Origin of the sequence: Streptomyces sp. NPDC006261 (assembly GCF_040613515.1) — a bacterium.
In the GTDB taxonomy this organism is placed as follows: domain Bacteria; phylum Actinomycetota; class Actinomycetes; order Streptomycetales; family Streptomycetaceae; genus Streptomyces.
In genome coordinates, this window is the sequence record NZ_JBEXSI010000001.1 from 215,740 (window position 1) to 236,763 (window position 21,024).

The window sequence follows — 21,024 nt, forward strand, 5'->3', positions numbered from 1 at the left end:
GGCGCCCGTCCGGGCCCGGGGCCGGGCTTCAGAGCGGCAGCGGGGTCCCCGGGGGCGGGGCGGCGGCGCACGCGGCGTCGAGCCGGATGCGGTGGGCCATCACGGCGTCCGGGTCGTCGACCAGGTCGACGCGGACCCCGGGCGTCTCCAGGACCGCCTGGTCGCCGATCTCCGGGACGGGCACCCGCAGCAGGTGCAGGGGCGGCATGGCGGTCATGGCGTGCGGCGGATGGTCAAGCGGCACCACCTGGACGGTGATGTGCGGCTGTTCCATCGCCTCGGCCAGCGCCCGGTGCTGCCCGGCCATGGTCTCCGCGTCGCCCACCCGGGTGTGCAGGGCGGCGGCCGGGAGCAGGGCCCACAGGGCGGTACCGCGCTCACCCAGCCGGCGCCGGCGCTCCCGCAGCAGCTCCAGGCGGCGCTCATGACGGGCGGGGGTGTCGTCGGCGTACCGCATCCGGTACAGCCCGGCGGCGTAGGCGGAGGTGCGCAGCAGCTCGGGCACGAGGGCGGGATGCCAGGTACGCACCAGGCTGGCCGAGGACTCGACCCCGATGACGTCCTGCTGCCAGCTCTCCATGGCGTCCCGCCAGTGGTGCCACCAGCCGGGCAGGTTCGCGGCTCCGAGCCCGGTCAGGATCGGCTCGGCGACGGCGGGCGGAGCCCCGTAACAGCGCAGCAGCGCGGCGACCTGCCGGGCGTCGAGCCGGGTCTCGGCCCGCTCGATCCGCCGTACGGTCGCGGGGTGCGCGTCCAGCGCGTCGGCGGCGGCCCGGAGCGTGACGCCGGCCTGTTCCCGCAGTATCCGCAGCCGGGCCGCCAGGACGCGGTGCTGCACCGTGGGGCCGGAGCGGGGTCGCATGCTCGTACCTCGTTCGTCGAGCCCCGGGGCGGAGCCGTGGACACTCTGTCGCTTGCAAAGTATGCACTTTGCGCCGAGAGTACATACATGTCGGAAATAGTCAGTTGCGCGGAACGCGCTACGGAAGGCGGGGGAGTCAGAGGTGCACACAGCTGGTGGGTCCCCCGGCTGCCCGGGGGCGTTCCCGAAGCCCGTCACCGGGTGCAGGAGGCGATGCACGCGTGGGGAGAACCCGCGGAACGCATCGAGGCCGCGGCGCTGATAGTGACCGAACTGGTCACCAACGCCGTCCAGCACACCAGCACCCGCCGGATCCGCTGTCGGCTTCTCCGCTCGGCCGAGGGGGTCCGGATCTGCGTGTGGAACCGCGGCCGGGCCCGTATCCCGGCGCCGGCGTCCCCGGCCGACTCCGCGGGACTGCCCGTCGAGGCGGCTCCACCGGCGGACGGCCCCGACGGTGACGATTCACTCGACTGTCTGACCGAGGACGGCAGAGGCCTCCTGCTCGTGGACGCCCTGGCGGCCCGCTGGGGTACGCGCGCGGCGCTGGCCGGCCGGCTCGTCTGGGCCGACCTCTGACGCTCCCCGCGCGATCAGGGAACGGACTTCCCCACATGGCCGGAGTCCGAAGCTCCCCCACCTGATCAGGCAGGGGCGGTACGGCACTCCGGGTGACCCCAGCCGTTCGGGTTCTTCGCGATCGGCTCCTTCGCCGCGTACGTCTTCCCGCAGTGGCATCGCCCTGCGAACCGCGCCTTGATCGTGCCGTTGGACCGCCCGGTCCGGGTCGCGCCCCCCGCGGCCCCGGCCTCACCCGCGCCGCCGCCCGTCTCCGTACGCCCCTTCGTGGAGCGCGCCTGGGCCGGTACGGGCAGGGCGGTCGCGCCGTGCGCCGTACCGGCCGGCCGCTGCGCCACCGCCGCCTCGCTGGCGGCCTGGTCGGCGAGCGCGTTGAGCGGGTCACCGTCCACCTGGTGGGCGGGCACATAGCGGAACGTCACCGTACGGGCGGTGAGCAGGGCGTCGATGCGGGTGACCAGCTCCCGGTTGGCGACCGGCTTGCCCGCCGAGGTCTTCCAGCCGTTGCGCTTCCAGCCGGGCAGCCATTTGGTCACGGCGTTCATGGCGTACTGCGAGTCCATCCGCACCTCGACGCGGACCGCCGGGTCGGTGGACTCCAGCAGTTCGGCCAGGGCGGTGAGCTCGGCGACGTTGTTCGTCGCGGTGCCCAGCGGACCCGCCTCCCAGCGCTGCGGGCTGCCCTGCGCGTCGGCGACGACCCAGGCCCAGGCGGCCGGTCCGGGATTCCCCTTGGACGCTCCGTCACACGCGGCGATAATGCTCTCGTTCATCCCCCGATCATGCCAGCCCCGCATGACCGCTCGGACCGGTGGCCGGGACACCCCCGTCCAGGGTCGAGTCGACCTCGGGGCACGATCGGGTCGCCGGATGCCGCGCGGGCCGCCGTGCGCACGCCCGGGCTCGCACCGGCCGGGCGGCGGCGCCCGACGGGGTGCGGCGCGCCCCGTTGACCTCAACCAACCTTGAGGTTCTAGTGTTCTCAGAAGTCCGCACACCCAGGTCAGCAGAGTTCGGAGCGCCCCATGGACATGGAAGTCACCGCATGGACATCGCTGCACAGCGCGATGAACGCCGAGCAGGACCGGCGGCCCTTCTCCAAGGCGACGCTACGGCGCATCCTGGTCTTCGCCCGACCCCATAGGAGCCGTATCAACCGGTTCCTCCTGCTCAGCATCGTCACCGCGCTGCTCGCGGTGGCCACCCCGGTCCTCGCCGGGCGCGTCGTCGACGCCATCGTGCGGGGATCGGACTCCGGGACGGTCACCCGGCTCGCCCTGCTGATCGCCCTGATCGCGGTCGCCGAGGCCGGGCTCGGGCTGCTCACCCGCTGGTTGTCGGCCAACCTCGGTGAGGGGCTGATCCTCGATCTGCGGACCGCGGTCTTCGACCATGTGCAGCGGATGCCGGTCGCCTTCTTCACCCGTACCCGGACCGGCGCCCTGGTCAGCCGGCTCAACAACGACGTGATCGGCGCCCAGCGCGCATTCAGCAACACGCTCTCCGGTGTCGTCTCCAACCTCGTCACCCTGCTGCTGACGCTCGCCGTGATGCTCACGATCTCCTGGCAGATCACGCTGCTCTCGCTGGTCCTGCTGCCGGTGTTCGTCGTGCCGGCCCGCCGGATGGGGGCCAGGATGGCCGGACTCCAGCGGGAGGCGGCCAATCACAACGCCTCGATGGGCACCCAGATGACCGAGCGGTTCTCCGCCCCCGGCGCCACCCTCGTCAAGCTTTTCGGCCGCCCGTCGAGGGAGTCCGCCGAGTTCGCCGAGCGGGCCCGCCGGGTGCGGGACATCGGGGTCCGCTCCGCCATGGCCCAGTCCACGTTCATCACCGCCCTCACTCTGGTCTCCGCCCTTGCCCTCGCCCTGGTCTACGGCCTCGGCGGCCACTACGCGCTGCGCGGCACGCTGGAACCGGGGGCCGTGGTGGCGCTGGCCCTGCTGCTGACCCGGCTGTACGCCCCGCTGACCGCGCTGGCCGGGGCCCGGGTCGAGGTGATGAGCGCGCTCGTCAGCTTCGAGCGGGTCTTCGAGGTGCTGGACCTGAAGCCGCTGATCGCCCAGAAGCCGGATGCCCGCGAGGTGCCGGAGGGTCAGGTCTCGGTCGAGTTCGAGAAGGTCTCCTTCGGTTACCCGTCGGCGGAGAAGGTCTCGCTCGCCTCACTTGAGGAGGTCGCCACGCTGGACAGCCGGGGCGGCACCCCCGTCCTGCACGAGGTGTCCTTCCGCGCCGAACCGGGTCAGATGATCGCCCTGGTGGGCTCCTCGGGCGCGGGCAAGTCGACGATCGCCCAGCTCCTGCCCCGGCTGTACGACGCGGACGCCGGTGCCGTACGGCTGAACGGGATCGACGTACGCGATCTGAGCGCCGACTCCATCCGCGACACCCTGGGCATGGTGACCCAGGACGGGCACCTCTTCCACGAGTCCGTACGCGCCAACCTGCTGCTCGCCCGGCCCGACGCCTCTGAGGACGACATCTGGGACGCCCTGCGCCGCTCCCGCCTGGAAGAGCTGATCGCCTCACTGCCGGAAGGCCTCGACACAGTGGTCGGCGAGCGCGGTTACCGGCTCTCCGGCGGTGAGCGCCAGCGGCTCACCATCGCCCGGCTGCTGCTGGCCCGTCAGCGGGTCGTCATTCTGGACGAGGCGACCGCGCACCTCGACTCCACCTCCGAGGCCGCCGTCCAGGAGGCCCTGGCCGAAGCACTGGAGGGGCGGACCGCCGTGGTGATCGCCCACCGGCTCTCCACCGTACGGGCGGCCGACCAGATCCTGGTCGTCGAGGCGGGCCGGATCGTCGAGCGCGGCACCCACAGCGAACTGCTCGCGACCGGGGGACGTTACGAGGAGCTGTACCGCACCCAGTTCGACCGGCCGTCGGCGGACGAGGCACAGCCGGTCGGCTGAGCCGGCCCGGCGTACGTCAGCGGCGGACGAGGCGGAGACGTTCCGTGGTGCGCAGGCGCCGCAGGGCGTCTCCGCCGCAGCTGCGCCACTGCTTCGGCGAGACCCGGGGGCGGTTGGTGCCATTGGTGACGAGCGCGTTCACCGAGGTCATGGGGTCCGCCGCCATGGACTTGGCCAGGAGCACACCGACCACCAGCGGCAGCAGCGTGACCGCCAGGGCGGTGCCTGCGGTGGTGACGTGCTGGATGCGGGGGCGGCGCTGCGCTGCGGAGTCCATGGCCTCATTCGAACAGCGGGCGGGCGGCGGGACATCGGGGCGGGTACTCAGCGGTGCAGGCCGCGCATACTCAGGCGCGCGTACGGGGACGCTGGGGGCGCGGCCCCGAACGGCGGGGACACGGCCGCTGGACGGCCGCCGGGCTACGGAAGGACCACGCCGATGAGCGAGCACCACGGACAGCCGGCGGAGCGCCCGGACGGGGTCCCGGCCGAAGAACCGAGCGGGGTCCCGGCCGCGCATGAGGCCCATGGCCTCTCCGCCGCGACGGTGTTCGACGCGCTGGGGGCCGAGTATGAGCGCGCGTTCGCCGGTTCGGCCGCCCACCGCGCCTCGCTGGACCGGCTTCTGGCGCACCTCGCGCCGGGCAGCCGGGTCCTGGACGTGGGCAGCGGGACAGGGGTGCCGACCGCGCGGCGGCTGGCGGCGGCCGGACACCGGGTGGTGGGCGTCGATGTCTCCCCGGTGATGAGCGCCCTGGCGGCGCGGCAGGTGCCGGACGCCGAGTTCCGGTGCGGCGACATCCGGGAGCTGCCGTGGGCGGACGGGGAATTCGACGCCGTCTGCGTCTACTTCTCACTGCTGCAGATGTCACGCGGTGAGCAGAGCGAGCTGCTGGGCCGACTGGCGCGGGCGGTGAAACCGGGCGGCCGTCTGGTGGTGGCCACCGTGCCGGTGGACGTGGCGGACGTGAGCGCCGTGTTCATGGGGCAGCCGGTGGTGGTGTCGAGCTTCGGCGAGGAGGAGTTCGCCTCCGTGGTGGCCGGGGCCGGGTTCGCGGTGGAGGAGCGGCACAGCGTGCTGTTCACCCCGGACCACCCGGCGGGCACACCCGAGCCGCATCTCTTCCTGCACGGCCGTCGCATCTGACGCCCCTGCCCCACATTCTTTCGCAATCACAAAGAACAAGCCGAACGAATGACAAGAATGGCGCATTCGCGTTCCTTCACGAGAAGGTAATGCGATAGCAAAGTCCTGGTCTATATGCTGAGCTGTAGTCGTATCCGTCCAGACGCGGACCGCGCGTCCGGACGGGCCATATGTTCGGAAGAACGCGAGGTGGAACACACTCTCCCCTCCGAACATTCGTACGGATTCAAGCAGCGCATTCGCCAATATGACCCGACCACACCGCTCCCCGGCCCCGCCGGATGCAGGAGGCAGGCCACCCATGAAGTCCCTTGTCGCATTCGCCCGGACTCTCCCCGAGCACGACACCGCGAACGCAAAGGAGGCCGGGCTCCCCACACACGCCCGGCCCCCGAGACCTTTCCGTGCGAGCCGCGGCGTGATGCACCCCGGCTCGATCAGCGTTCACCGGCCGGAAAGCGGCCCGTCGTGCGGCCGCCTCTGACGGCTTCCCGCCCCCACCCATCCGCGCCCGGTCCCGGCCGGGCGCGGATCTGACCCTCAAGGGAATCGTCACCCGTGATCTCCGTGAAGGAACTCAAGAACCCCCACGTCGTACGACGTGACCTGCTGGCGTCACTCGTCGTCTTCCTGGTCGCCCTCCCCCTCTGCATCGGCATCGCCGTCGCCTCCGGCGTACCGGCCGAACTCGGCCTGGTCACCGGCATCGTCGGCGGCATCGTCGTCGGCCTGCTGCCGGGCAGCAGGCTCCAGGTCAGCGGCCCCGCAGCCGGCCTCACGGTGCTCGTCTACGAGGCGGTCACAGAATTCGGTCTCGGCACGCTGGGGCCGATCGTCCTGGCCGCCGGTCTGCTCCAGGTGGTGCTGGGCGTGGCGCGCTTCGGCCGCTGGTTCCGCGCCATCTCCGTCTCCGTGGTGCAGGGCATGCTCGCCGGCATCGGCCTGGTCATCGTGCTGGGCCAGGTGTACGCCATGGCCGACACCGAACAGCCGGGCACCGCGCTGGCCAAGCTCGCCGGACTTCCGGGCCTGGCGGCCGAGATCGCCACGGACAACGAGGCCCTGACCGCCTTCGGCTTCGGCGCCGGGACCGTGGCCGTGCTGCTGCTCTGGCCGAAGCTCCCCGCCGCCGTACGGATCGTCCCCGCGCCCCTCGCCGCGGTCGGCCTGGCCACCGCCGTCGCCGCCCTGACCGGGCTGCGGCCTCTGGTCGCCGATGTGAACGGACTGCTGCAGGCCATCGACCTGCCCGGCGCGGCGGAGTTCGGCAACCTGGCGAACGTGGCCGTCGTCGGCACCGTCCTCGCCTTCGCCCTGATCGCCTCGGCCGAGAGCCTCTTCAGCGCGGCTGCCATCGACCGGATGCACGACGGGCCCCGAACCGACTATGACAAGGAGCTGGTCGCGCAGGGCGTCGGCAACACGATCTGCGGGGCGCTCGGCGCACTGCCCATGACCGCCGTCATCGTCCGCAGCGCGGCCAACGTCCAGGCCGGGGCCACGACCGCGCTCTCCCGGGTCGCCCACGGGCTGTGGCTGCTGCTCTTCGCCGCGCTGCTGCCCGCCGCCATCGGCATCATCCCGCTCGCCTCGCTCGCCGGGATCCTGGTGCACGCCGGGTGCAAGCTGGTACCCGTCAAGGAGTTCGGCCCGCTGTGGCGCGAACACCGCGGAGAAGCAATGCTGTTGGCGGTCACGGCTCTGGCCATCGTGGTGACCAACCTCTTCGAGGGCGTGGTGCTGGGCCTGCTGCTGGCCGTGGTCAAGTCGGCCTGGGAGACCTCCCACGTACAGCTCTCCAGCCGCCAACTCACCGGCGGCCGGGTCGTGGTGACCCTCACCGGCAACGCGACCTTCCTGCGACTGCCCCGCATCCTGGAGCAGTTGGAGAAGCTGCCGCAGGACCAGCCCATAGAGCTGGACCTCAGCGGCCTGCGCCATCTCGACCACGCCTGCCGGGTGGCGCTGGAGAACTGGGCGCGTCGGCACAACGACGCGGAGACCGACCCGGTGACGATCCGCCGGTAGCCGGGTCCGCTCCTCGGAAGGTCCAGGCCCGTCCTGCCTTGCGACGGGTCCCTGCTCGGTGGGGCAGATCGGCCCCACCGAGCAGCACCGGAACGTGGGTGCGAGAGCCGGTGATGCGGGCGCACTGCGGTCTCGGGGGCGGGTCCGGCGTCGGGCTTCCGAGACCGGCGTCGGTCCGCCGTGGTCCACCGAGGCGTTTCCGGACACGGCCGACGACGTACGGCAGTCCCTGCGGCAGATGACGAACAGTCCGTTCGTCCCGCGCGCCCGACCGGGTCTGCGGCTTCGTCCTCGATGTCGCCACCGGGCGCCGCGACGCGGTCGGCTGACTGCCGGGGCGGCGGCCGCCGCCCTTGGCGACGGCCGCTGACCGGGTCGGCCCGCTCAGGCCGCCGTGGTGAGCTGCGCGCGGCCGAAGAGCAGGGCGTAGCCGGTCGGCAGGGCCTCGATGATCCGCGTGACCAGGGCCGGGTCCATCAGCGCGCCGACCGCGGCCAGTACGGTGCCCGCGTCCCAGCGGGCGGTCGCGGGCGTGCCGCCGGTCCGCACGGCCAGGTCGTCGACGAACCGGGCGGCCGGGGACGGGTGGATGCCGGGGACCTGGGCGGCGAACACCCCGGCGGCCTCTCTGGGGAGCGCGGCGGCGAACGCGACCCGCTCCTCGCCGGTGAGCTGGGCTCCGAGGCCGCCCAGTACGGCACGGAGAGCTTCCTCGGCCCGCTCCCGGGTGGGGTAGGCGCCCTCGTATCGGATCTTCTCCAGCAGCCGGTCGAACGTCATGGCCTTCGGGGCGGCGATGGTCCGAGGCTCAGGAATCATGGCGGCGGCAGCCCTTCTTGTCGTCGTGCGGTGTCGGTTGTCTCTGGCTTCTTCTCCGAAAGAGCCGCCGTACACCCCCTGGGGGGGTACCCGGTGCTCACAGGAGCTGCGGGCGGCCGAAGAGCAGGTCGTACCCCGTCGGCAGCTGCATCAGGACGCGGCGCAGGAGGTCCTCGCCCGCCGCGTCCGCGGCGACGCTGAGAACGGCTCCCACGTCCCACATGGCGGTCCGCTCGGTGGCGCCCTCGATCCAGGCCGCCGTGGCGCGGACGAAGCGCTCGGGCGAGAGCGGTTCGGCGGCCTGCAGCGGGCTGAGCAGGATCAGGGCCATGGTCTCGGGGAGCCGGGCGGCCAGTTCGGCCCGCTCCGTGCCCACCAGATGTGCGCCGAGAAGGGCCAGCACGACGCGTGCGGCGCGCTCGGCCTCTTCCCGGCTCTCGTACGTGCCGCGCTCCTGGACCCGGTCCAGGAACGCCTCCCATCGCAGGGTCACGGTGACCGCTCCCTCGGGCTGTCCCCCCTCGGGCGGGGACGGGCGCCGGGCCGGGAAGGGGAGAAGGGGAGGTCCGGCCCGGCCCCCGTCACGAAAACGGGCGTACCGGTTCAGCCCTTGATCTGCTTGCGCGAGGAGTCCCCGCCGATGGAGATCTTGCGGGGCTTGGCCCGCTCGGCGATCGGGATGCGCAGGGTCAGTACACCCGCGTCGTAGCCGGCGTCGATGCGCTCGGTGTCCAGGGTGTCCGCCAGGACGATCTGCCGGGAGAACACACCCAGCGGACGCTCGGAGAGCTCCATCTGCACGTCGTCGGTGTCGACGGCCGGCCGGCGCTCGGCCCGGACGGTCAGCATGTTGCGCTCGACGTCGATGTCGATCGCGTCCGGCGAGACGCCGGGAAGATCGAACGCCACCACGTAGTCCTCGCCCTGGCGGTACGCGTCCATCGGCATCGCCGAGGGCCGCGACCATGTGCCGGGGCGCAGGATCTGCTCGGTGATCCGGTCGAGTTCACGGAAGGGGTCGGTACGCATGAGCATGGCGGAAACACCTCCGGTCGGTCGGGCGGTAGCCCGCGCGTTTCACCTGAATCTGTTGTAGCATGTCATCCATTCGATGACAAATGGAATGTCACCGAAAGGATGACAGTCACGACGGAGGAGCGACCGTGGCAGCAGCGGAACAGCCCGATCCGGCCCACCACCGCGATCCGGACGCCGTCTCCCTCCTTGCCGCCGCGGCGGCGCTGGGGGCCATCGACGACGCGGTCCGGGGGGCCAGGGCCGCCACGGCGGGTCGGCCCGACGGTTCGGCGGCCGATCCCGACCGGGCCCAGGCACTGGCCTCGCTCCAGCTGCTGCGGGAGGTGCGGGAGCGGCTCGCGGGCTGGGAGACCGGGCTGATCGAGGCGGCCCGCGCGGCGGGGGCCAGCTGGGCCGACCTGGCGGACCCGCTCGGCGTCGCCAGTCGGCAGGCGGCCGAGCGCCGCTATCTGCGCCTGCGCCCGGGCTCCCTCGGCTCCACCGGGGAGCAGCGGGTCAAGGCCACCCGGGACCGCCGCGCCGCCGACCGCACCATCATCACCTGGGCCAGGGAGAACGCGGCCGAACTACGCTCGCTCGCCGGCCAGGTCACGGCCCTGACCGGCCTCCCCTCCCCCGCCGACCCGCCGCTGGACCGTCTGCGCCGGGCGCTCGCCGCCGACGACGCCGCCCTCCTCGTCGCCCCGCTCACAGCGGTCCGGCCCCATCTGCGGTCGGGGCATCGGCAGTTGGCCGACCGGATCGACTCGCTCACCCGTCTCACCGGCGAGCTGCGTGAGGACACCGCGGCCCGGCGGCAGAACAGCTGAGCGGCGGAGGGCTCCGGGAGCCTCCGCCGCTCAGTACACCGCCCGGGTCACCGCCTACGGCTTGCGGGCCACCAGCCCCCACTGGTCGACCAGCACCGGGTCGTCCTCCTCGGGGCGCCACAGCGCGATCGACAGGAAGCCCGGCTCGATGATCTCCAGGCCCGCGGCGCAGCCGGTGATCTCCTCCGGCTCCCGGACGAGGTACGGCGGGTTCTCGCCGGAGTCGTACGCCTCCTGCGCGGCCAGCGTCTGCGGTGTCGTCACCGTGTCGCAGAGGACCAGGTAGCTGCCCGACGGCATCCGGGCCATGTACCGCTGGACCACATCGATGCCATCCGCCGGAGGCAGGTGCCCCAGCGTCGAGAGCAGGAGGACGGCGACGGGCTCGGACAGGTCGAGCGTCTTCGCCGCCTCGTCCACCACCGTGTCCGTGTCGGACAGGTCGGCGTCCACGTAGGCCGTCCGGCCCTCCGGGGCGCTGGTCAGTAGAGCGTGGGCGTGGGCGAGGACGATCGGGTCGTTGTCCACGTAGACGATCCGCGCGTCGGGCGCGATGCCCTGTGCCACCTCATGGGTGCTGTTCGCCACCGGCAGGCCGGTGCCCACGTCCAGGAACTGGCGGACGCCCAGCGAGGCGAGGTGCCGGATCGCGCGGGCCTGGAACGCACGGGAGGCGCGCGCGATGTCGACCATCTGCGGGTAGGCCGCGCTCACCGCGTCGGCCAGCTCGCGGTCCACCGGGTAGTTGTCCTTGCCACCCAGCCAGGCGTTCCACACCCTCGCCGAGTGCGGGACGTCGGAGCGGATCCTGCGGCGGAACTCGACGTCGTCGACGCTCATGTCTCTCCTCTACTCACTGTCCGTGCAAGGCCGTTGACCACACAACCGCCGGTGAAAGCCTTGAGCTGACCGTACATCGCCATCCCGGTTCCCGCCGACCGCCCCTTGCTCGGACCACGTCCGCGTCCAGACCGGTCAGGAGCGCCGACTCCTCCCGCAGCATCCCCGGCACCCAGACCGTCCGGCCCGCAGCCGTCAGGTGCTTGAGGATCATGGCCGTGGTCGGGCTCGGTGGGCCGTCCTCATCTGCGTGGGCCTGGTGCTGCTCCAGGAGCTGCTCCTGGTCTGCTTCGCGCTTCGCGGGTACGGCGGCCTCGACCGATCGGTCTGGTGGCCCACCCCTTCCTGCTCCACGAGACGGCGGGGCGGCCGCCGCGCGGCGGGGGCGGGACAAGCAGGAGGGGTCAGGCCTCGACCGACGTGGGCTGGAACCAGGCCGGCCCCTCCGTGAGCGCCTGCTTGATCCGGAAGAGGGCGAACTCGGCGAGCGGTGGCAGCCCGTCCAGCGGGAACCAGCCCACCTCCAGCGACTCGTCGTCGTTGACCCGGGCCTCGCCGCCGGTCGCCCGGCAGCGGAAGGTGATGTCGACGTACTGGCAGCGGTCGCCGTTGGCGTACTGCACGGGCTGCAGTGCCTGGGTGAGCACGAGCCGCTCGGCCACGCAGTGCACGCCGGTCTCCTCCAGCACCTCGCGCTCCGCCGTCCGCGCGGGCTCCTCCCCCGGGTCCGAGATGCCGCCGATCACCGACCACTTACCGGTGTCCGCCCGCCGCCCCAGCAGGACGCGGCCCTCGTCGTCGAAGACGATGGCGGTCACCCCGGGCAGCAGTAGCAGCTGGTGTCCGGCGGTGGCGCGGATGGTGCGGATGAAGTCGGGGGTCGCCATGGATCCGAGCCTACGTGGCCGGTCCGGGCCTACCTCACGGTCCCCCGCACCCTCCGCGCCCGTGCCGCCGACACGCCCGCCCAGCCCAGACCCGCCACGGCCAGCAGGGCGATGATGCCCTCCGGCAGCGGGCCCATCCGGGTGGCGGGGGTGAGCGAGGAGCGCAGCGGGACCTCGGCGACCAGTGCGTCGGGGGTGAACATGCCGCTCCGGTCGGTGATCGTGCCGTCGGGCCGGATGACCGCGCTGACACCGCTGGTGACGGGGACGACGACGGACCGCCCGTGCTCGACGGCCCGGACCTGGGACATCGCGAGCTGCTGGTAGGTCATCTCGCTGCGGCCGAAGGTGGCGTTGTTGCTCGGCACGGCGATCATCTGGCCGCCGTGGAGGACGGTGTCGCGGGCGGCGTCGTCGAAGGCGGCCTCGTAGCAGGTCACCAGCCCCACCTTCGTACCGGCGAGGTCGAAGACGCCGACCTCTGTGCCGGGGACGAACTCGCGCTGTACGCGGTCGACGTCCTCGCTGAAGAAACGGGCGACCTTGCGCATCGGCATGTACTCGCCGAACGGCTGGATGTGCCGCTTGTCGTAGGTGGCGACGGGGCCCTTGTCCGGGTCCCATTCGATCAGGGTGTTGCGCAGACTGTCCGAGCCCTTCTCGACCACCGAGCCGACGACCGTGGGAACGCCGATCGCCTTCACCGCGTCGTCGATGACCCGGCGGGCGTCGGCGTTGAGGTACGGGTCGAGGTCGGAGGAGTTCTCCGGCCAGAGGACGAAGTCGGGCTGCTTCGCCTTCCCGGCCCTGACCTCGTCGGCGAGCTGGGTGGTGCGCTTGGCGTGATTGTCGAGGACGGCGCGGCGCTGGGCGTTGAAGTCGAGGCCGAGACGGGGCACGTTGCCCTGGATCGCGGCGACGGTGGCGGTGCCGTCCTCGGCGGAGTCGTCGACGAGCGGGAGCGAGGCGAGCGCGGCCACGACGGGCACGAGGACGCAGGCGGCCGCTCCCGCGACCGCGGCGCGGGGCACCGCGCCGGTGGAGCGGTACGTACGGAAGCGGCGCACGGCCTCGTAGAGCCCGAAGCCGCACAGCACGACGGCGAAAGAGAGCAGCGGGGTGCCGCCGAGCGCGGCGAGCGGCAGGAACACGCTCTCCGCCTGACCGAAGGCGACCTTGCCCCAGGGGAAGCCGCCGAACGGGATCCGGGCCCGGACCGCCTCGTCCAGGGTCCAGACCGCGGCCGCCCAGAAGGGCCAGTACGCGAGCCGGGTCACGGCGGCGATCCCGAGGCAGCCCACCGCGATGAAGAGCGCCTCGGCGGTGGCGAGGGCGAGCCACGGCACCGGGCCGACGTCCTCGCCGGTCCAGTGCAGGAGCGGGAGCATGAAGCCGAGCCCGGACAGAAGCCCGAGGCCGAAGGCGGCGCGCAGCCTGCGCCCGTACAGGACCCAGCCGAGCAGGGCGAAGCCGGGCAGGACGAGCCACCAGAGCGGCCGGGGCGGGAAGCTCGCGTAGAGCAGCACCCCGGAGAGGGCTGCGGCGGCCGGGCGCAGGAGCCGCGGCAGCAGTCCGGCGGTCGGGGGCGTCGGCGCGGGCTGCGGGTCGTCGACGGGGGTCATAGTGGCGCTCACCTGGCGGAGTCTACGGTGGGCGGCTGTGGGCGGGGGCCCGGCCTGCGGGGCCGGGGCGGTTCTGCCGGGGCCTTTCGCCGGGCGGGCTCCCGGCCGGGGGCACCGGCCCGGGGCTGTCAGGAGCCTGCGGTGCGTCCGCGTGGCCGGTCCCGGTCCCGCTCCGCGGCGGCGGCCAGGTGCATGCGTTCACGGATGAACCGTACGGCGCTCTCCGCGTGGTCCACCGTGACGGTGAAGGTGCGGCCGTCACCGAGCCGGAGGGCCACGCCCTCGCCCTTGCGCACCACGACGGCGGTGCCCTGCTCGGGGCGCCAGCGGTAGCCCCAGCCACCCCACTGGCGCGGGTTGACCTTGGCGACGTAGTCCGCGCCGACCACATGGGTGAGCAGGATCCTGCGGCGCGGCAGCCCGGCGTGGCCGCAGCGGACCTCCAGGGCGTCCCCGTCGACCTTCACGGCCACATGGACGAAGGCGAGCGTGCCGAAGAGGATGAGCAGTCCGGCGGCGAGGCAGCCGATGACGGACATCAGCAGCGGGGCGAACCCGGAGGACCAGGTCGAGCCGACGGCGAGCTCGATGCCCAGAGCCATGCAGCCCGCGCCCGCCAGGGCCAGGAGCCATTGGATGCGGTTGGTCGCGCGGCCGGTCCAGACGGTGGACGGTGCCTGCGACGAGCCGTGGTGCGCGCTCTCGGGGTGGTCCGTCATATGCGCAGCGTACCCACGTTCGGGCCGCCCGGCCCGGGGCTGCGGGGTCAGCGGGCGGGGGCCGCGGCCTGGAGGGCGCGGCCTTCCGCGTAGGCCAGAGCGGGCTCCGGCAGGGTGCCGGGGCGGCCGGCGAGCAGGACCGTGAGCGTGCCGGACGGTTCGGCCGTCGGGGCGGCCTCGGCGCCGATCCGGCGCAGCGCCTGTGCGGCCACGGCCCCGGCGGAGCCGTGCAGGACCAGCGGCGGATGGCCGGGCCGCTGAACGGCGGCGCGGATGCGGGCGGCGACCAGCTCGTAGTGGGTACAGCCGAGGACCACGGCCCGTACGCCCGGCGGAGTGAGGGCGGCGGCAGCGGCGACGGCGCGGTCGATGCCCGACTCGTCGCCGTGCTCGATGGCGTCGGCGAGTCCGGGGCACGGGACCTCGGTGACGTCGACGGAGCCGGCGAACTCGGCGATCAGCCCGCGCTGGTAGGTGCTGCCCGTGGTGGCCGGGGTGGCCCAGATGGCCACGGGACCGCCGCCCGCGGCCGCGGGCTTGATGGCGGGGACGGTGCCGATGACCGGCAGCGCGGGCTCCAGCGCGGCGCGGAGCGCGGGCAGGGCGTGGACGGAGGCGGTGTTGCACGCGACGATCAGGGCGTCCGGCCGGTGGGCGGCGGCGGCGCGGGCCACGGCCAGCGCGCGGGCGGTGACGTCCTCGGGGGTGCGCGGGCCCCAGGGCATGGAGCCGGGGTCGGAGGAGACCACCAGTTCGGCGTCGGGCCGCAGTCGGCGAACGGCGGCCGCTGCCGCCAGCAGGCCGATTCCGGAGTCCATGAGCGCGATCTTCACCCGGTCACCCTAGCCGACACCCCTTGCGGACCGGGCTCGGTGGGGCAGACTGCGGCCAATGAGCGCCGTTGCCTGGATCGCCGTGGGTTCACTGATCGCATGGGCGTGGCTGCTGCTGGGGCAGGGCTTCTACTGGCGGACCGACCAGCGGCTGCCCCGGCGCACCGACCCGGCGCGCTGGCCGTCGGTGGCGGTGGTCGTACCGGCCCGCGACGAGGCGGACATGCTGCCGGTGAGCCTGCCCTCGCTGCTGGTCCAGGACTACCCGGGCGAAGCCCGGATCATCCTGGTCGACGACTGCTCCGGCGACGGCACCGGGCAGCTGGCCCGGGAGCTGGCCGCCCGGTTCGGCGGCCTTCCGCTGAGCGTCGTGGAGCCCGGGGAGCCGGAGCCCGGCTGGACGGGCAAACTCTGGGCCCTGCGGCACGGCATCGCGCTGGCCCGGCTCCAGAAGCCGGACTTCCTGCTGCTGACCGACGCGGACATCGCGCACGAGCCGGACAGCCTGCGGGACCTGGTGGCCGCGGCGGGGACCGAGGGCCCGGACGGCTTCGACCTGGTGTCGCAGATGGCACGGCTGCGGGTGGAGAGCTTCTGGGAGCGTCTGGTGGTGCCCGCCTTCGTCTACTTCTTCGGGCAGCTCTACCCGTTCCGCCGGGTGAACCGGGCCCGTTCGCGGACGGCGGCCGCGGCGGGCGGCTGCGTGCTGCTGCGGACGGAGGCGGCCGAGCGGGCGCGGGTCCCGGAGTCGATCCGGCAGGCGGTGATCGACGACGTGTCGCTGGCCCGTGAGGTGCGGCGCGGCGGCGGCCGGATCTGGCTGGGGCTCGCGGACCGGGTGGACAGCGTGCGGCCCTATCCGGGGCTGAGGGACCTGTGGCGGATGGTGGCGCGGAGCGCGTACGCGCAACTGCGGCACAGTCCGCTGCTGCTGGCTGGGACGGTCCCGGGGCTGCTGCTCGTGTACGTGGCTCCGCCCGCGACCCTGGTGGCCGGACTGCTGACGGGGGACGCGGCGGCGGCCTGGGCGGGTGGCGCGGCCTGGTCGGTGATGACGGTGACGTACCTGCCGATGCTGGCGTACTACCGGCAGTCGCCGTGGCTCGGGCCGCTGCTGCCGTTCACGGCGGTGCTGTACCTGCTGATGACGGTGGACTCGGCGGTGCAGCACTACCGGGGGCGGGGGGCCGCATGGAAGGGCCGTACCTACGCCCGGCCCGATCCGGACGGAACGCCCGGGGCCGCGCCCGGCCGGTGACGCCACGGGGGCGCCTGTTCCGGCCGGGCGGGCTCGCCGGTCACTTGCGGCCGGGGGTCCAGTTCATGCCCCAGCCGTAGGCGGCGTCGATGGTGCGCTGCGGGCTGACGCCGCGGTCGGGCACGAGGTAGCGCGCCTCGCGCTGCACGGTGAGGTCGCCGCCGTTGTTGGTGATCAGTGCGAGCGCGCAGACCGTGGAGGGCACGGTGCACTCGTCGAGGGAGAAGTCGATCGCCGCGCCGTTCTGCGGCTGGAGGGTGACCGTGGCGTGCAGGTCGGCGAAGCTCCGGGCGCCCTCGTAGATGGTGACGAAGATCAGGACGCGGCGGAGCTGGTCCTTGCGGTCGAGGTTGACGGTCATGTTCTCACCGGTGGAGAGCGCACCGGTGCGGTCGTCGCCGTCGAGATGGATGAAGGGCGGCTGGGCCAGTGAGCCGAAGGCGTTGCCGAGGGCCTGCACGACTCCCTTGCGGCCGTCGGTCAGTTCGTACAGTGCGCAGAGATCGAGGTCGAGATCCCCGTGCATCGCGACGGCCCGGCCGAGTTTCGCTCCCCAGCCCTTGAACTGCTTGCGCACCTCCCAGTTGAGGTTGACGCGAAGCGTGCCGGAGGTCCCGCCCTGCTTGGCGAGGGAGACGGACGGGGCCTCCTTGGTCAGCGTGACCTTGGACAGCCGCACGGGCTGCGGGGGCGCCGGGGCGGGTGGTACGGGAGGCGCCACCGGGGCGGGCGGGGCAGCGTGGACGACGGGGGCCGGTGCGGGCGCCGGCGGCGCGGGGGCAACGGGAGCGGGCGCCGCGGTGACCGGCCGTGACGGCGCGGGCGCGGGTGCCTGCTGCGGTTCGTCGACGGAGATGCCGAAGTCCGTCGCCAGCCCCTCGAGCCCGGTGCTGTAGCCCTGCCCGACCGCACGGAACTTCCACGCTCCCTGGCGCCGGTACAGCTCACCGAGGATGAACGCGGTCTCGATCGTGGCGTCCGTGGCGTCGAAGCGGGCCAGCTCGGCGCCGCCGGCCGCGTCCACGACCCGTACGTACAGGCCGCTCACCCGGCCGAAGCCGCCACCGTCCGCCGAGGCCGCCACGACGATGCGGTCGACCGCGGGCTCCACCCGGCCGAAGTCGACGAGGAGGGTGTCGGTGACTCCGTCACCGACGGTCCGCCTGCCCTCGTGGCGGACGGCGCCGGAGGCGTGGGCCGGCTGGTTGTAGAAGACGAAGTCGGCGTCGCCGCGCACCTTCCCCGACACCAACAGGAGTGCGGAACCGTCGACATCAGGGGTATTCGCGGCGGCACGCCACCCCAGTTCGACGCGCACGGTGCCCGCCGGCACCGGAACGTTGGTTCCCTTTTGCATGGTCATGCTCGCCCCCATCACACTTCCGGCTGCCCGCAGGCCTTCCTCACAACCTAATCCCTCCGTCGAGCGGTCAACGGAAGGGTCGACGGCTACCTGTCGCCCGTGTGGGGACGCAGGACCATGAGGGAGTCCTCCGAGGTCGCCACCATGGCGAACGGGAACCGGTCGAGTTCGAGACAGAGGGCGATGTCATCAGGATGCACTCCCCGACGCACGCCCTCCGCCAGCTCGCGGGCGGCGCGCGATGTGCCGGCCCGGCGGAGGAAGCCGTCCGCCTCCGTCCCGTCCTCGGTGACCCTCCGGGCGATGTACTGGGCGCACGCGAGATCTTCATCGGCGCGCCCGTCCTCGCCCGTGACCACGAACGTGACGCTGTCACCGCCACGTGCGCGCAGGAGCCGGGCCGTGGCCTCCGCCACGACGAAGCCCGCGCACAGCACCAGCGACGCCTCCTTGACCGCGAGGGCGCCGACCGTCCCCGCCGTGGTCTTCTGCACGACGGTCCGTCCGCCGAGGCCGACGGAGCGCAGCAGGCCCGGCGAGTTGACGGCGTCGAACCCGGGCGCGGGAGGACCGTCCTTGAGCGCCACCCAATCCGGATGACGGGTCTTGAGCGCCAGGGCCTCGTCCAGCGACTCGGCGAGAACGATCTTCTCCGCCCCCTGGGCGAAGGCCCAGGCGGCCACCGTGTAGGCACGCATGACGTCGACCACGACCGCCACGGGCGGAGTTTCGGTCAGTTCGGGGATGCCGAGGAATCGAGTTTTCATCCGATCATGATCGCGGACACCCGAAGCAGCAGGACGGCTGCGCGGCAGTTCACCGGCTGGGCATTCAAATCAGGTCCCTATTCAACGAAGTCGAGCACGCCGACGTCGGCGCCGTCCTTCGGTTTGCCGGCCGGGACCGGAGAAGTGCGGTGAACAAGCCCTGGCTCGAAGCCGCGTGACTGTCTATGAGTTCGGCAGCCGCAAGCCGAGAACGCGGGCGAGGGCGACTGTCACGGGAGCGCGATGGCCGGGCAGATACCTCGCGGCCCAGACGGCCGCCAGGGCGAGGAAGCCGGCGAGGTCCCGCTCGACTCCGGCCAGCAGGCGACGGAGCTCGGATGCGGACAGCTCGATCACGGGACTGTCGCACTTCTCCGCGTCGACGGTGAGCCGGACCGTGTCGCCGAAGCGCTCGGCGACCGGGGACACCGGGTCGTGGCCGAATCCGAGTCGGCCGCCGTGGTCGGCCAGCCGGTGCCAGTCGCGCCGGTCCCCCAGCCCGTCGCAGCAGCCGGACAGAAAGGTGACGCCCGTGGAGTGGTCGGTGACCCGCAGGCCGCCGGCCGCGAAGAGGTCGTCGAAGGTCAGCAGTCCGTGGAGGAACGAGCCCGGAGCTGTGGCCGGCCTGGGCGGGCGGTCGCCGTCGGGGTCGATGTCGATGTCGATGCAGCCGGCGATGGCCATCACCGCCGTCCCCACCTCGGCGGACGAGAGCTCACCGCCGAGAGGCAGAAAACCTGACGGCGTGGTCCCGGCCACCGGCCACAGGCCGAAGCCGTCGGGTGCGGGTACCTCCAGGACGGGCTCCATCGTGATCACCCGGCGAGGTGTTCCGCATCCCGCACCCCAGTCGCCTCCCGGATACTCGGTCGCCACCCGAAAGCACCGCACGCCCGAACGGGCGTGACCGGCCGAGCCTGACCGCTCTTCCCCGAAGCGGGCCTGCTGTCGCCCTTTGTGACCCGCCCGCCACTTCTCGTCGGCAATGGCCCCGCGGAGAGGGAATGCCTGCGATAGGGGAGGGATTAGCGGCGTTCTGGTGGTCCCGGCCGACAGAACGGGCGTAAAAACGGATGACCCTAAGATTGGGGCTCCCCAACCGGCACATCGTGGGCTTAACTTAGGTGCCATGACCTCCCCTCGCTCCGCCTTCGGCGGCGGCTACTACGCCGCGTCGTTCCCCGACACTCCGATCTACGACTCCCTGGTCGCGGAGCGGGGCACCCCGCAGATCGCACCGATCCGCGTCCCTGCCGCGTACGACACGTCCAGCAGCTATCTGCCGGCCCTGCCGTCGGCGCTGCCCGCCCTGCCCGCGGCACCCTCGCAGCCCGCCGGTTCCTACGGCTACCCGCAGCAGCACCAGCCGATGCCGCAGTACCAGCAGGCCCCCGCGCAGCAGGCGCCGATGTACGCGGCCGGACTGCAGAACGCGCCGGCGCCGTACATCCCGCAGCAGCCCTCGGCGGTCCGCGGCTATCCGCAGCAGCCCCAGCCGCAGCGCCCCGCGCCCGCCACCGGGTACGAGTCGATGCGCCCGGCCTCGCCGCGGCCCGCGCCGGCTCCGTCGCCGTACGAGGACCCGTACAACCGGCCTTACCAGAGCCGGGGGTACTGACCCGTCCGCTCCGGCGGACTCGGCGAACAAACCGTGCGTACGCGTGGATAAGTGGCTGGCAGGATGGGCACATGGCCTTCTCCGTGCTCCGGTCCGTCCACCTGTATCCGGTCAAATCGCTGGGCGCCCAGACATCCGACGAGGTTGCCGTCGAGCCATGGGGACTCGACGGCGACCGCCGCTGGATGCTGGTCGACAAGGCGGCCCGGGTGATCACCCAACGTCAGCAGCCGTTTCTGGCGCGGATCTCCGCCGTGCCGCTGTCCGGCGGCGGGATCGCCCTCTCCGCCCCGGGCCACCCGCCGCTGCGGGTGGGGGTGCCGGGGCCGGAGCGACTGGTCGGCGTGGAGCTGCACCGGGACACCGTCACGGTCGCCGAGGCGGCCGGCGAGGCGCACGCCTGGTTCAGCGAGGTCCTCGGCTCGGAGGCCCGGCTCGTACATCTCGACGATCCGGCGCGCCGCAGACCCGTCGACCCCGCGTACGCGCGCCCCGGCGACATGGTCTCCTTCGCCGACGGCTATCCGCTGCTGCTGACCACCACCGCTTCGCTCGACGCCCTCAACGCCCTGATCGCGGCGGGCGTCCGGCCGCACGAGGGGCCGTTGCCGATGGACCGCTTCCGGCCGAACGTCGTGATCGACGCCACCGAGGCATGGGCCGAGGACGACTGGCGGCGGATCGCCATCGGCGATGTGCCCTTCTCCGTGGTGAAGCCCTGCGGCCGCTGCGTGATCACCACCACCGACCAGCGGACCGCCGAGCGTGGCAAGGAACCGCTGCTCACGCTGGCCCGCCACCGCCGGGTCGGCAGTCAGCTGCTCTTCGGCCAGAATCTGATTCCGGACGGGACGGGGGTGATCCGGGTCGGGGACCCCGTCAAGATCCTCGACTGAGGACGCGGGGGACCGGGGGGACCA

22 protein-coding genes are annotated in these 21,024 nt (G+C 72.8%); 8 read left to right on the forward strand and 14 right to left on the reverse strand.

Annotated elements, in window-relative coordinates:
• Positions 1-28: 28 nt before the first annotated feature.
• Complete coding sequence (locus tag ABZ154_RS00990) at positions 29-862, reverse strand: Scr1 family TA system antitoxin-like transcriptional regulator (protein WP_356827760.1); 834 nt, start codon at positions 860-862, stop codon at positions 29-31.
• Between the two features lie 168 nt (positions 863-1,030).
• Here ABZ154_RS00990 and ABZ154_RS00995 point away from each other — a divergent pair, with 168 nt between their 5' ends.
• Positions 1,031-1,441 carry an ATP-binding protein gene (locus ABZ154_RS00995; RefSeq protein WP_356827889.1) on the forward strand — a complete coding sequence of 137 codons (411 nt, stop codon included), beginning with the start codon at positions 1,031-1,033 and terminating at the stop codon, positions 1,439-1,441.
• A 65-nt stretch (positions 1,442-1,506) separates the two neighbouring features.
• Here the strand turns inward: ABZ154_RS00995 and ABZ154_RS01000 are convergent, their stop codons facing one another.
• A complete protein-coding gene (locus ABZ154_RS01000; protein WP_356827762.1) occupies positions 1,507-2,214 on the reverse strand; it encodes a ribonuclease H in 708 nt (235 codons plus the stop codon).
• A gap of 252 nt (positions 2,215-2,466) precedes the next feature.
• On the opposite strand from ABZ154_RS01000, the gene ABZ154_RS01005 reads away from it, so the two are divergent.
• The gene (locus ABZ154_RS01005; RefSeq protein ID WP_356827764.1) at positions 2,467-4,356 is read left to right on the forward strand and encodes an ABC transporter ATP-binding protein; all 1,890 of its coding nucleotides are present in this window, start codon (positions 2,467-2,469) and stop codon (positions 4,354-4,356) included.
• Positions 4,357-4,372: 16 nt separating this feature from the next.
• Here the strand turns inward: ABZ154_RS01005 and ABZ154_RS01010 are convergent, their stop codons facing one another.
• Positions 4,373-4,633, reverse strand: a complete 261-nt coding sequence (locus tag ABZ154_RS01010; RefSeq protein WP_076966994.1) for a hypothetical protein — start codon at positions 4,631-4,633, stop codon at positions 4,373-4,375.
• Between the two features lie 162 nt (positions 4,634-4,795).
• Here ABZ154_RS01010 and ABZ154_RS01015 point away from each other — a divergent pair, with 162 nt between their 5' ends.
• Together ABZ154_RS01015 and ABZ154_RS01020 are read left to right on the forward strand one after the other, a co-directional pair.
• Positions 4,796-5,503 (forward strand): class I SAM-dependent methyltransferase, encoded by a 708-nt coding sequence (locus tag ABZ154_RS01015; protein ID WP_356827766.1) that lies wholly within the window; start codon positions 4,796-4,798, stop codon positions 5,501-5,503.
• A gap of 558 nt (positions 5,504-6,061) precedes the next feature.
• Positions 6,062-7,531, forward strand: a complete 1,470-nt coding sequence (locus ABZ154_RS01020) for a SulP family inorganic anion transporter (RefSeq protein ID WP_356827768.1) — start codon at positions 6,062-6,064, stop codon at positions 7,529-7,531.
• A gap of 384 nt (positions 7,532-7,915) precedes the next feature.
• Here ABZ154_RS01020 and ABZ154_RS01025 read toward each other — a convergent pair whose 3' ends face one another.
• The 3 genes from ABZ154_RS01025 to ABZ154_RS01035 all read right to left on the reverse strand — a co-directional run bounded on the left by ABZ154_RS01025 (position 7,916) and on the right by ABZ154_RS01035 (position 9,385).
• On the reverse strand, positions 7,916-8,350 hold the full coding sequence (locus tag ABZ154_RS01025; protein WP_356827770.1) for a DUF2267 domain-containing protein: 435 nt from the start codon (positions 8,348-8,350) through the stop codon (positions 7,916-7,918).
• 97 nt (positions 8,351-8,447) lie between these two features.
• A complete protein-coding gene (locus tag ABZ154_RS01030; RefSeq protein WP_356827772.1) occupies positions 8,448-8,843 on the reverse strand; it encodes a DUF2267 domain-containing protein in 396 nt (131 codons plus the stop codon).
• Positions 8,844-8,953: 110 nt separating this feature from the next.
• On the reverse strand, positions 8,954-9,385 hold the full coding sequence (locus ABZ154_RS01035; RefSeq protein ID WP_356827774.1) for an Hsp20/alpha crystallin family protein: 432 nt from the start codon (positions 9,383-9,385) through the stop codon (positions 8,954-8,956).
• A gap of 128 nt (positions 9,386-9,513) precedes the next feature.
• Here ABZ154_RS01035 and ABZ154_RS01040 point away from each other — a divergent pair, with 128 nt between their 5' ends.
• Positions 9,514-10,197 (forward strand): HSP18 transcriptional regulator, encoded by a 684-nt coding sequence (locus tag ABZ154_RS01040; RefSeq protein WP_356827776.1) that lies wholly within the window; start codon positions 9,514-9,516, stop codon positions 10,195-10,197.
• 54 nt (positions 10,198-10,251) lie between these two features.
• Here ABZ154_RS01040 and ABZ154_RS01045 read toward each other — a convergent pair whose 3' ends face one another.
• The 5 genes from ABZ154_RS01045 to ABZ154_RS01065 form a co-directional block, all read right to left on the reverse strand.
• Positions 10,252-11,037 (reverse strand): SAM-dependent methyltransferase, encoded by a 786-nt coding sequence (locus ABZ154_RS01045; RefSeq protein ID WP_356827778.1) that lies wholly within the window; start codon positions 11,035-11,037, stop codon positions 10,252-10,254.
• A gap of 404 nt (positions 11,038-11,441) precedes the next feature.
• On the reverse strand, positions 11,442-11,924 hold the full coding sequence (locus ABZ154_RS01050) for an NUDIX domain-containing protein (RefSeq protein WP_356827780.1): 483 nt from the start codon (positions 11,922-11,924) through the stop codon (positions 11,442-11,444).
• Positions 11,925-11,953: 29 nt separating this feature from the next.
• Entirely contained in the window at positions 11,954-13,546 is a 1,593-nt protein-coding gene (gene lnt, locus ABZ154_RS01055; RefSeq protein ID WP_356827891.1) for an apolipoprotein N-acyltransferase, read from the reverse strand.
• Positions 13,547-13,674: 128 nt separating this feature from the next.
• Positions 13,675-14,265, reverse strand: a complete 591-nt coding sequence (locus tag ABZ154_RS01060; protein ID WP_356827782.1) for a hypothetical protein — start codon at positions 14,263-14,265, stop codon at positions 13,675-13,677.
• Positions 14,266-14,312: 47 nt separating this feature from the next.
• On the reverse strand, positions 14,313-15,098 hold the full coding sequence (locus ABZ154_RS01065; RefSeq protein ID WP_356827784.1) for an aspartate/glutamate racemase family protein: 786 nt from the start codon (positions 15,096-15,098) through the stop codon (positions 14,313-14,315).
• Positions 15,099-15,156: 58 nt separating this feature from the next.
• On the opposite strand from ABZ154_RS01065, the gene ABZ154_RS01070 reads away from it, so the two are divergent.
• A complete protein-coding gene (locus ABZ154_RS01070; RefSeq protein ID WP_356827786.1) occupies positions 15,157-16,356 on the forward strand; it encodes a glycosyltransferase in 1,200 nt (399 codons plus the stop codon).
• A gap of 40 nt (positions 16,357-16,396) precedes the next feature.
• Here ABZ154_RS01070 and ABZ154_RS01075 read toward each other — a convergent pair whose 3' ends face one another.
• The 3 genes from ABZ154_RS01075 to ABZ154_RS01085 all read right to left on the reverse strand — a co-directional run bounded on the left by ABZ154_RS01075 (position 16,397) and on the right by ABZ154_RS01085 (position 19,296).
• A complete protein-coding gene (locus tag ABZ154_RS01075; protein ID WP_356827788.1) occupies positions 16,397-17,731 on the reverse strand; it encodes a TerD family protein in 1,335 nt (444 codons plus the stop codon).
• Between the two features lie 74 nt (positions 17,732-17,805).
• The gene (locus tag ABZ154_RS01080) at positions 17,806-18,486 is read right to left on the reverse strand and encodes a 2-phosphosulfolactate phosphatase (RefSeq protein ID WP_356827790.1); all 681 of its coding nucleotides are present in this window, start codon (positions 18,484-18,486) and stop codon (positions 17,806-17,808) included.
• A 183-nt stretch (positions 18,487-18,669) separates the two neighbouring features.
• Positions 18,670-19,296: a hypothetical protein gene (locus tag ABZ154_RS01085; protein ID WP_356827893.1), complete on the reverse strand. Its 627-nt coding sequence runs from the start codon at positions 19,294-19,296 to the stop codon at positions 18,670-18,672.
• A 319-nt stretch (positions 19,297-19,615) separates the two neighbouring features.
• On the opposite strand from ABZ154_RS01085, the gene ABZ154_RS01090 reads away from it, so the two are divergent.
• Positions 19,616-20,104, forward strand: a complete 489-nt coding sequence (locus ABZ154_RS01090; RefSeq protein ID WP_356827792.1) for a DUF6643 family protein — start codon at positions 19,616-19,618, stop codon at positions 20,102-20,104.
• 71 nt (positions 20,105-20,175) lie between these two features.
• Positions 20,176-21,000, forward strand: coding sequence for an MOSC N-terminal beta barrel domain-containing protein (locus ABZ154_RS01095; RefSeq protein WP_356827794.1), 825 nt, complete (start codon positions 20,176-20,178; stop codon positions 20,998-21,000).
• The last annotated feature ends 24 nt before the right edge of the window (positions 21,001-21,024 follow it).

Excerpts from the sequence above, each read along its gene's own strand:
- ABZ154_RS00990 (WP_356827760.1), bottom strand. The coding sequence starts at position 862 with ATGCGACCCCGCTCCGGCCCCACGGTGCAGCACCGCGTCCTGGCGGCC.
- ABZ154_RS01000 (WP_356827762.1), bottom strand. The coding sequence starts at position 2,214 with ATGAACGAGAGCATTATCGCCGCGTGTGACGGAGCGTCCAAGGGGAAT.
- ABZ154_RS01005 (WP_356827764.1), top strand. The coding sequence starts at position 2,467 with ATGGACATGGAAGTCACCGCATGGACATCGCTGCACAGCGCGATGAAC.
- ABZ154_RS01010 (WP_076966994.1), bottom strand. The coding sequence starts at position 4,633 with ATGGACTCCGCAGCGCAGCGCCGCCCCCGCATCCAGCACGTCACCACC.
- ABZ154_RS01015 (WP_356827766.1), top strand. The coding sequence starts at position 4,796 with ATGAGCGAGCACCACGGACAGCCGGCGGAGCGCCCGGACGGGGTCCCG.
- ABZ154_RS01025 (WP_356827770.1), bottom strand. The coding sequence starts at position 8,350 with ATGATTCCTGAGCCTCGGACCATCGCCGCCCCGAAGGCCATGACGTTC.
- ABZ154_RS01035 (WP_356827774.1), bottom strand. The coding sequence starts at position 9,385 with ATGCTCATGCGTACCGACCCCTTCCGTGAACTCGACCGGATCACCGAG.
- ABZ154_RS01045 (WP_356827778.1), bottom strand. The coding sequence starts at position 11,037 with ATGAGCGTCGACGACGTCGAGTTCCGCCGCAGGATCCGCTCCGACGTC.
- ABZ154_RS01050 (WP_356827780.1), bottom strand. The coding sequence starts at position 11,924 with ATGGCGACCCCCGACTTCATCCGCACCATCCGCGCCACCGCCGGACAC.
- lnt (WP_356827891.1), bottom strand. The coding sequence starts at position 13,546 with ATGACCCCCGTCGACGACCCGCAGCCCGCGCCGACGCCCCCGACCGCC.
- ABZ154_RS01060 (WP_356827782.1), bottom strand. The coding sequence starts at position 14,265 with ATGACGGACCACCCCGAGAGCGCGCACCACGGCTCGTCGCAGGCACCG.
- ABZ154_RS01070 (WP_356827786.1), top strand. The coding sequence starts at position 15,157 with ATGAGCGCCGTTGCCTGGATCGCCGTGGGTTCACTGATCGCATGGGCG.
- ABZ154_RS01075 (WP_356827788.1), bottom strand. The coding sequence starts at position 17,731 with ATGGGGGCGAGCATGACCATGCAAAAGGGAACCAACGTTCCGGTGCCG.
- ABZ154_RS01080 (WP_356827790.1), bottom strand. The coding sequence starts at position 18,486 with ATGAAAACTCGATTCCTCGGCATCCCCGAACTGACCGAAACTCCGCCC.
- ABZ154_RS01085 (WP_356827893.1), bottom strand. The coding sequence starts at position 19,296 with ATGGAGCCCGTCCTGGAGGTACCCGCACCCGACGGCTTCGGCCTGTGG.
- ABZ154_RS01090 (WP_356827792.1), top strand. The coding sequence starts at position 19,616 with ATGACCTCCCCTCGCTCCGCCTTCGGCGGCGGCTACTACGCCGCGTCG.
- ABZ154_RS01095 (WP_356827794.1), top strand. The coding sequence starts at position 20,176 with ATGGCCTTCTCCGTGCTCCGGTCCGTCCACCTGTATCCGGTCAAATCG.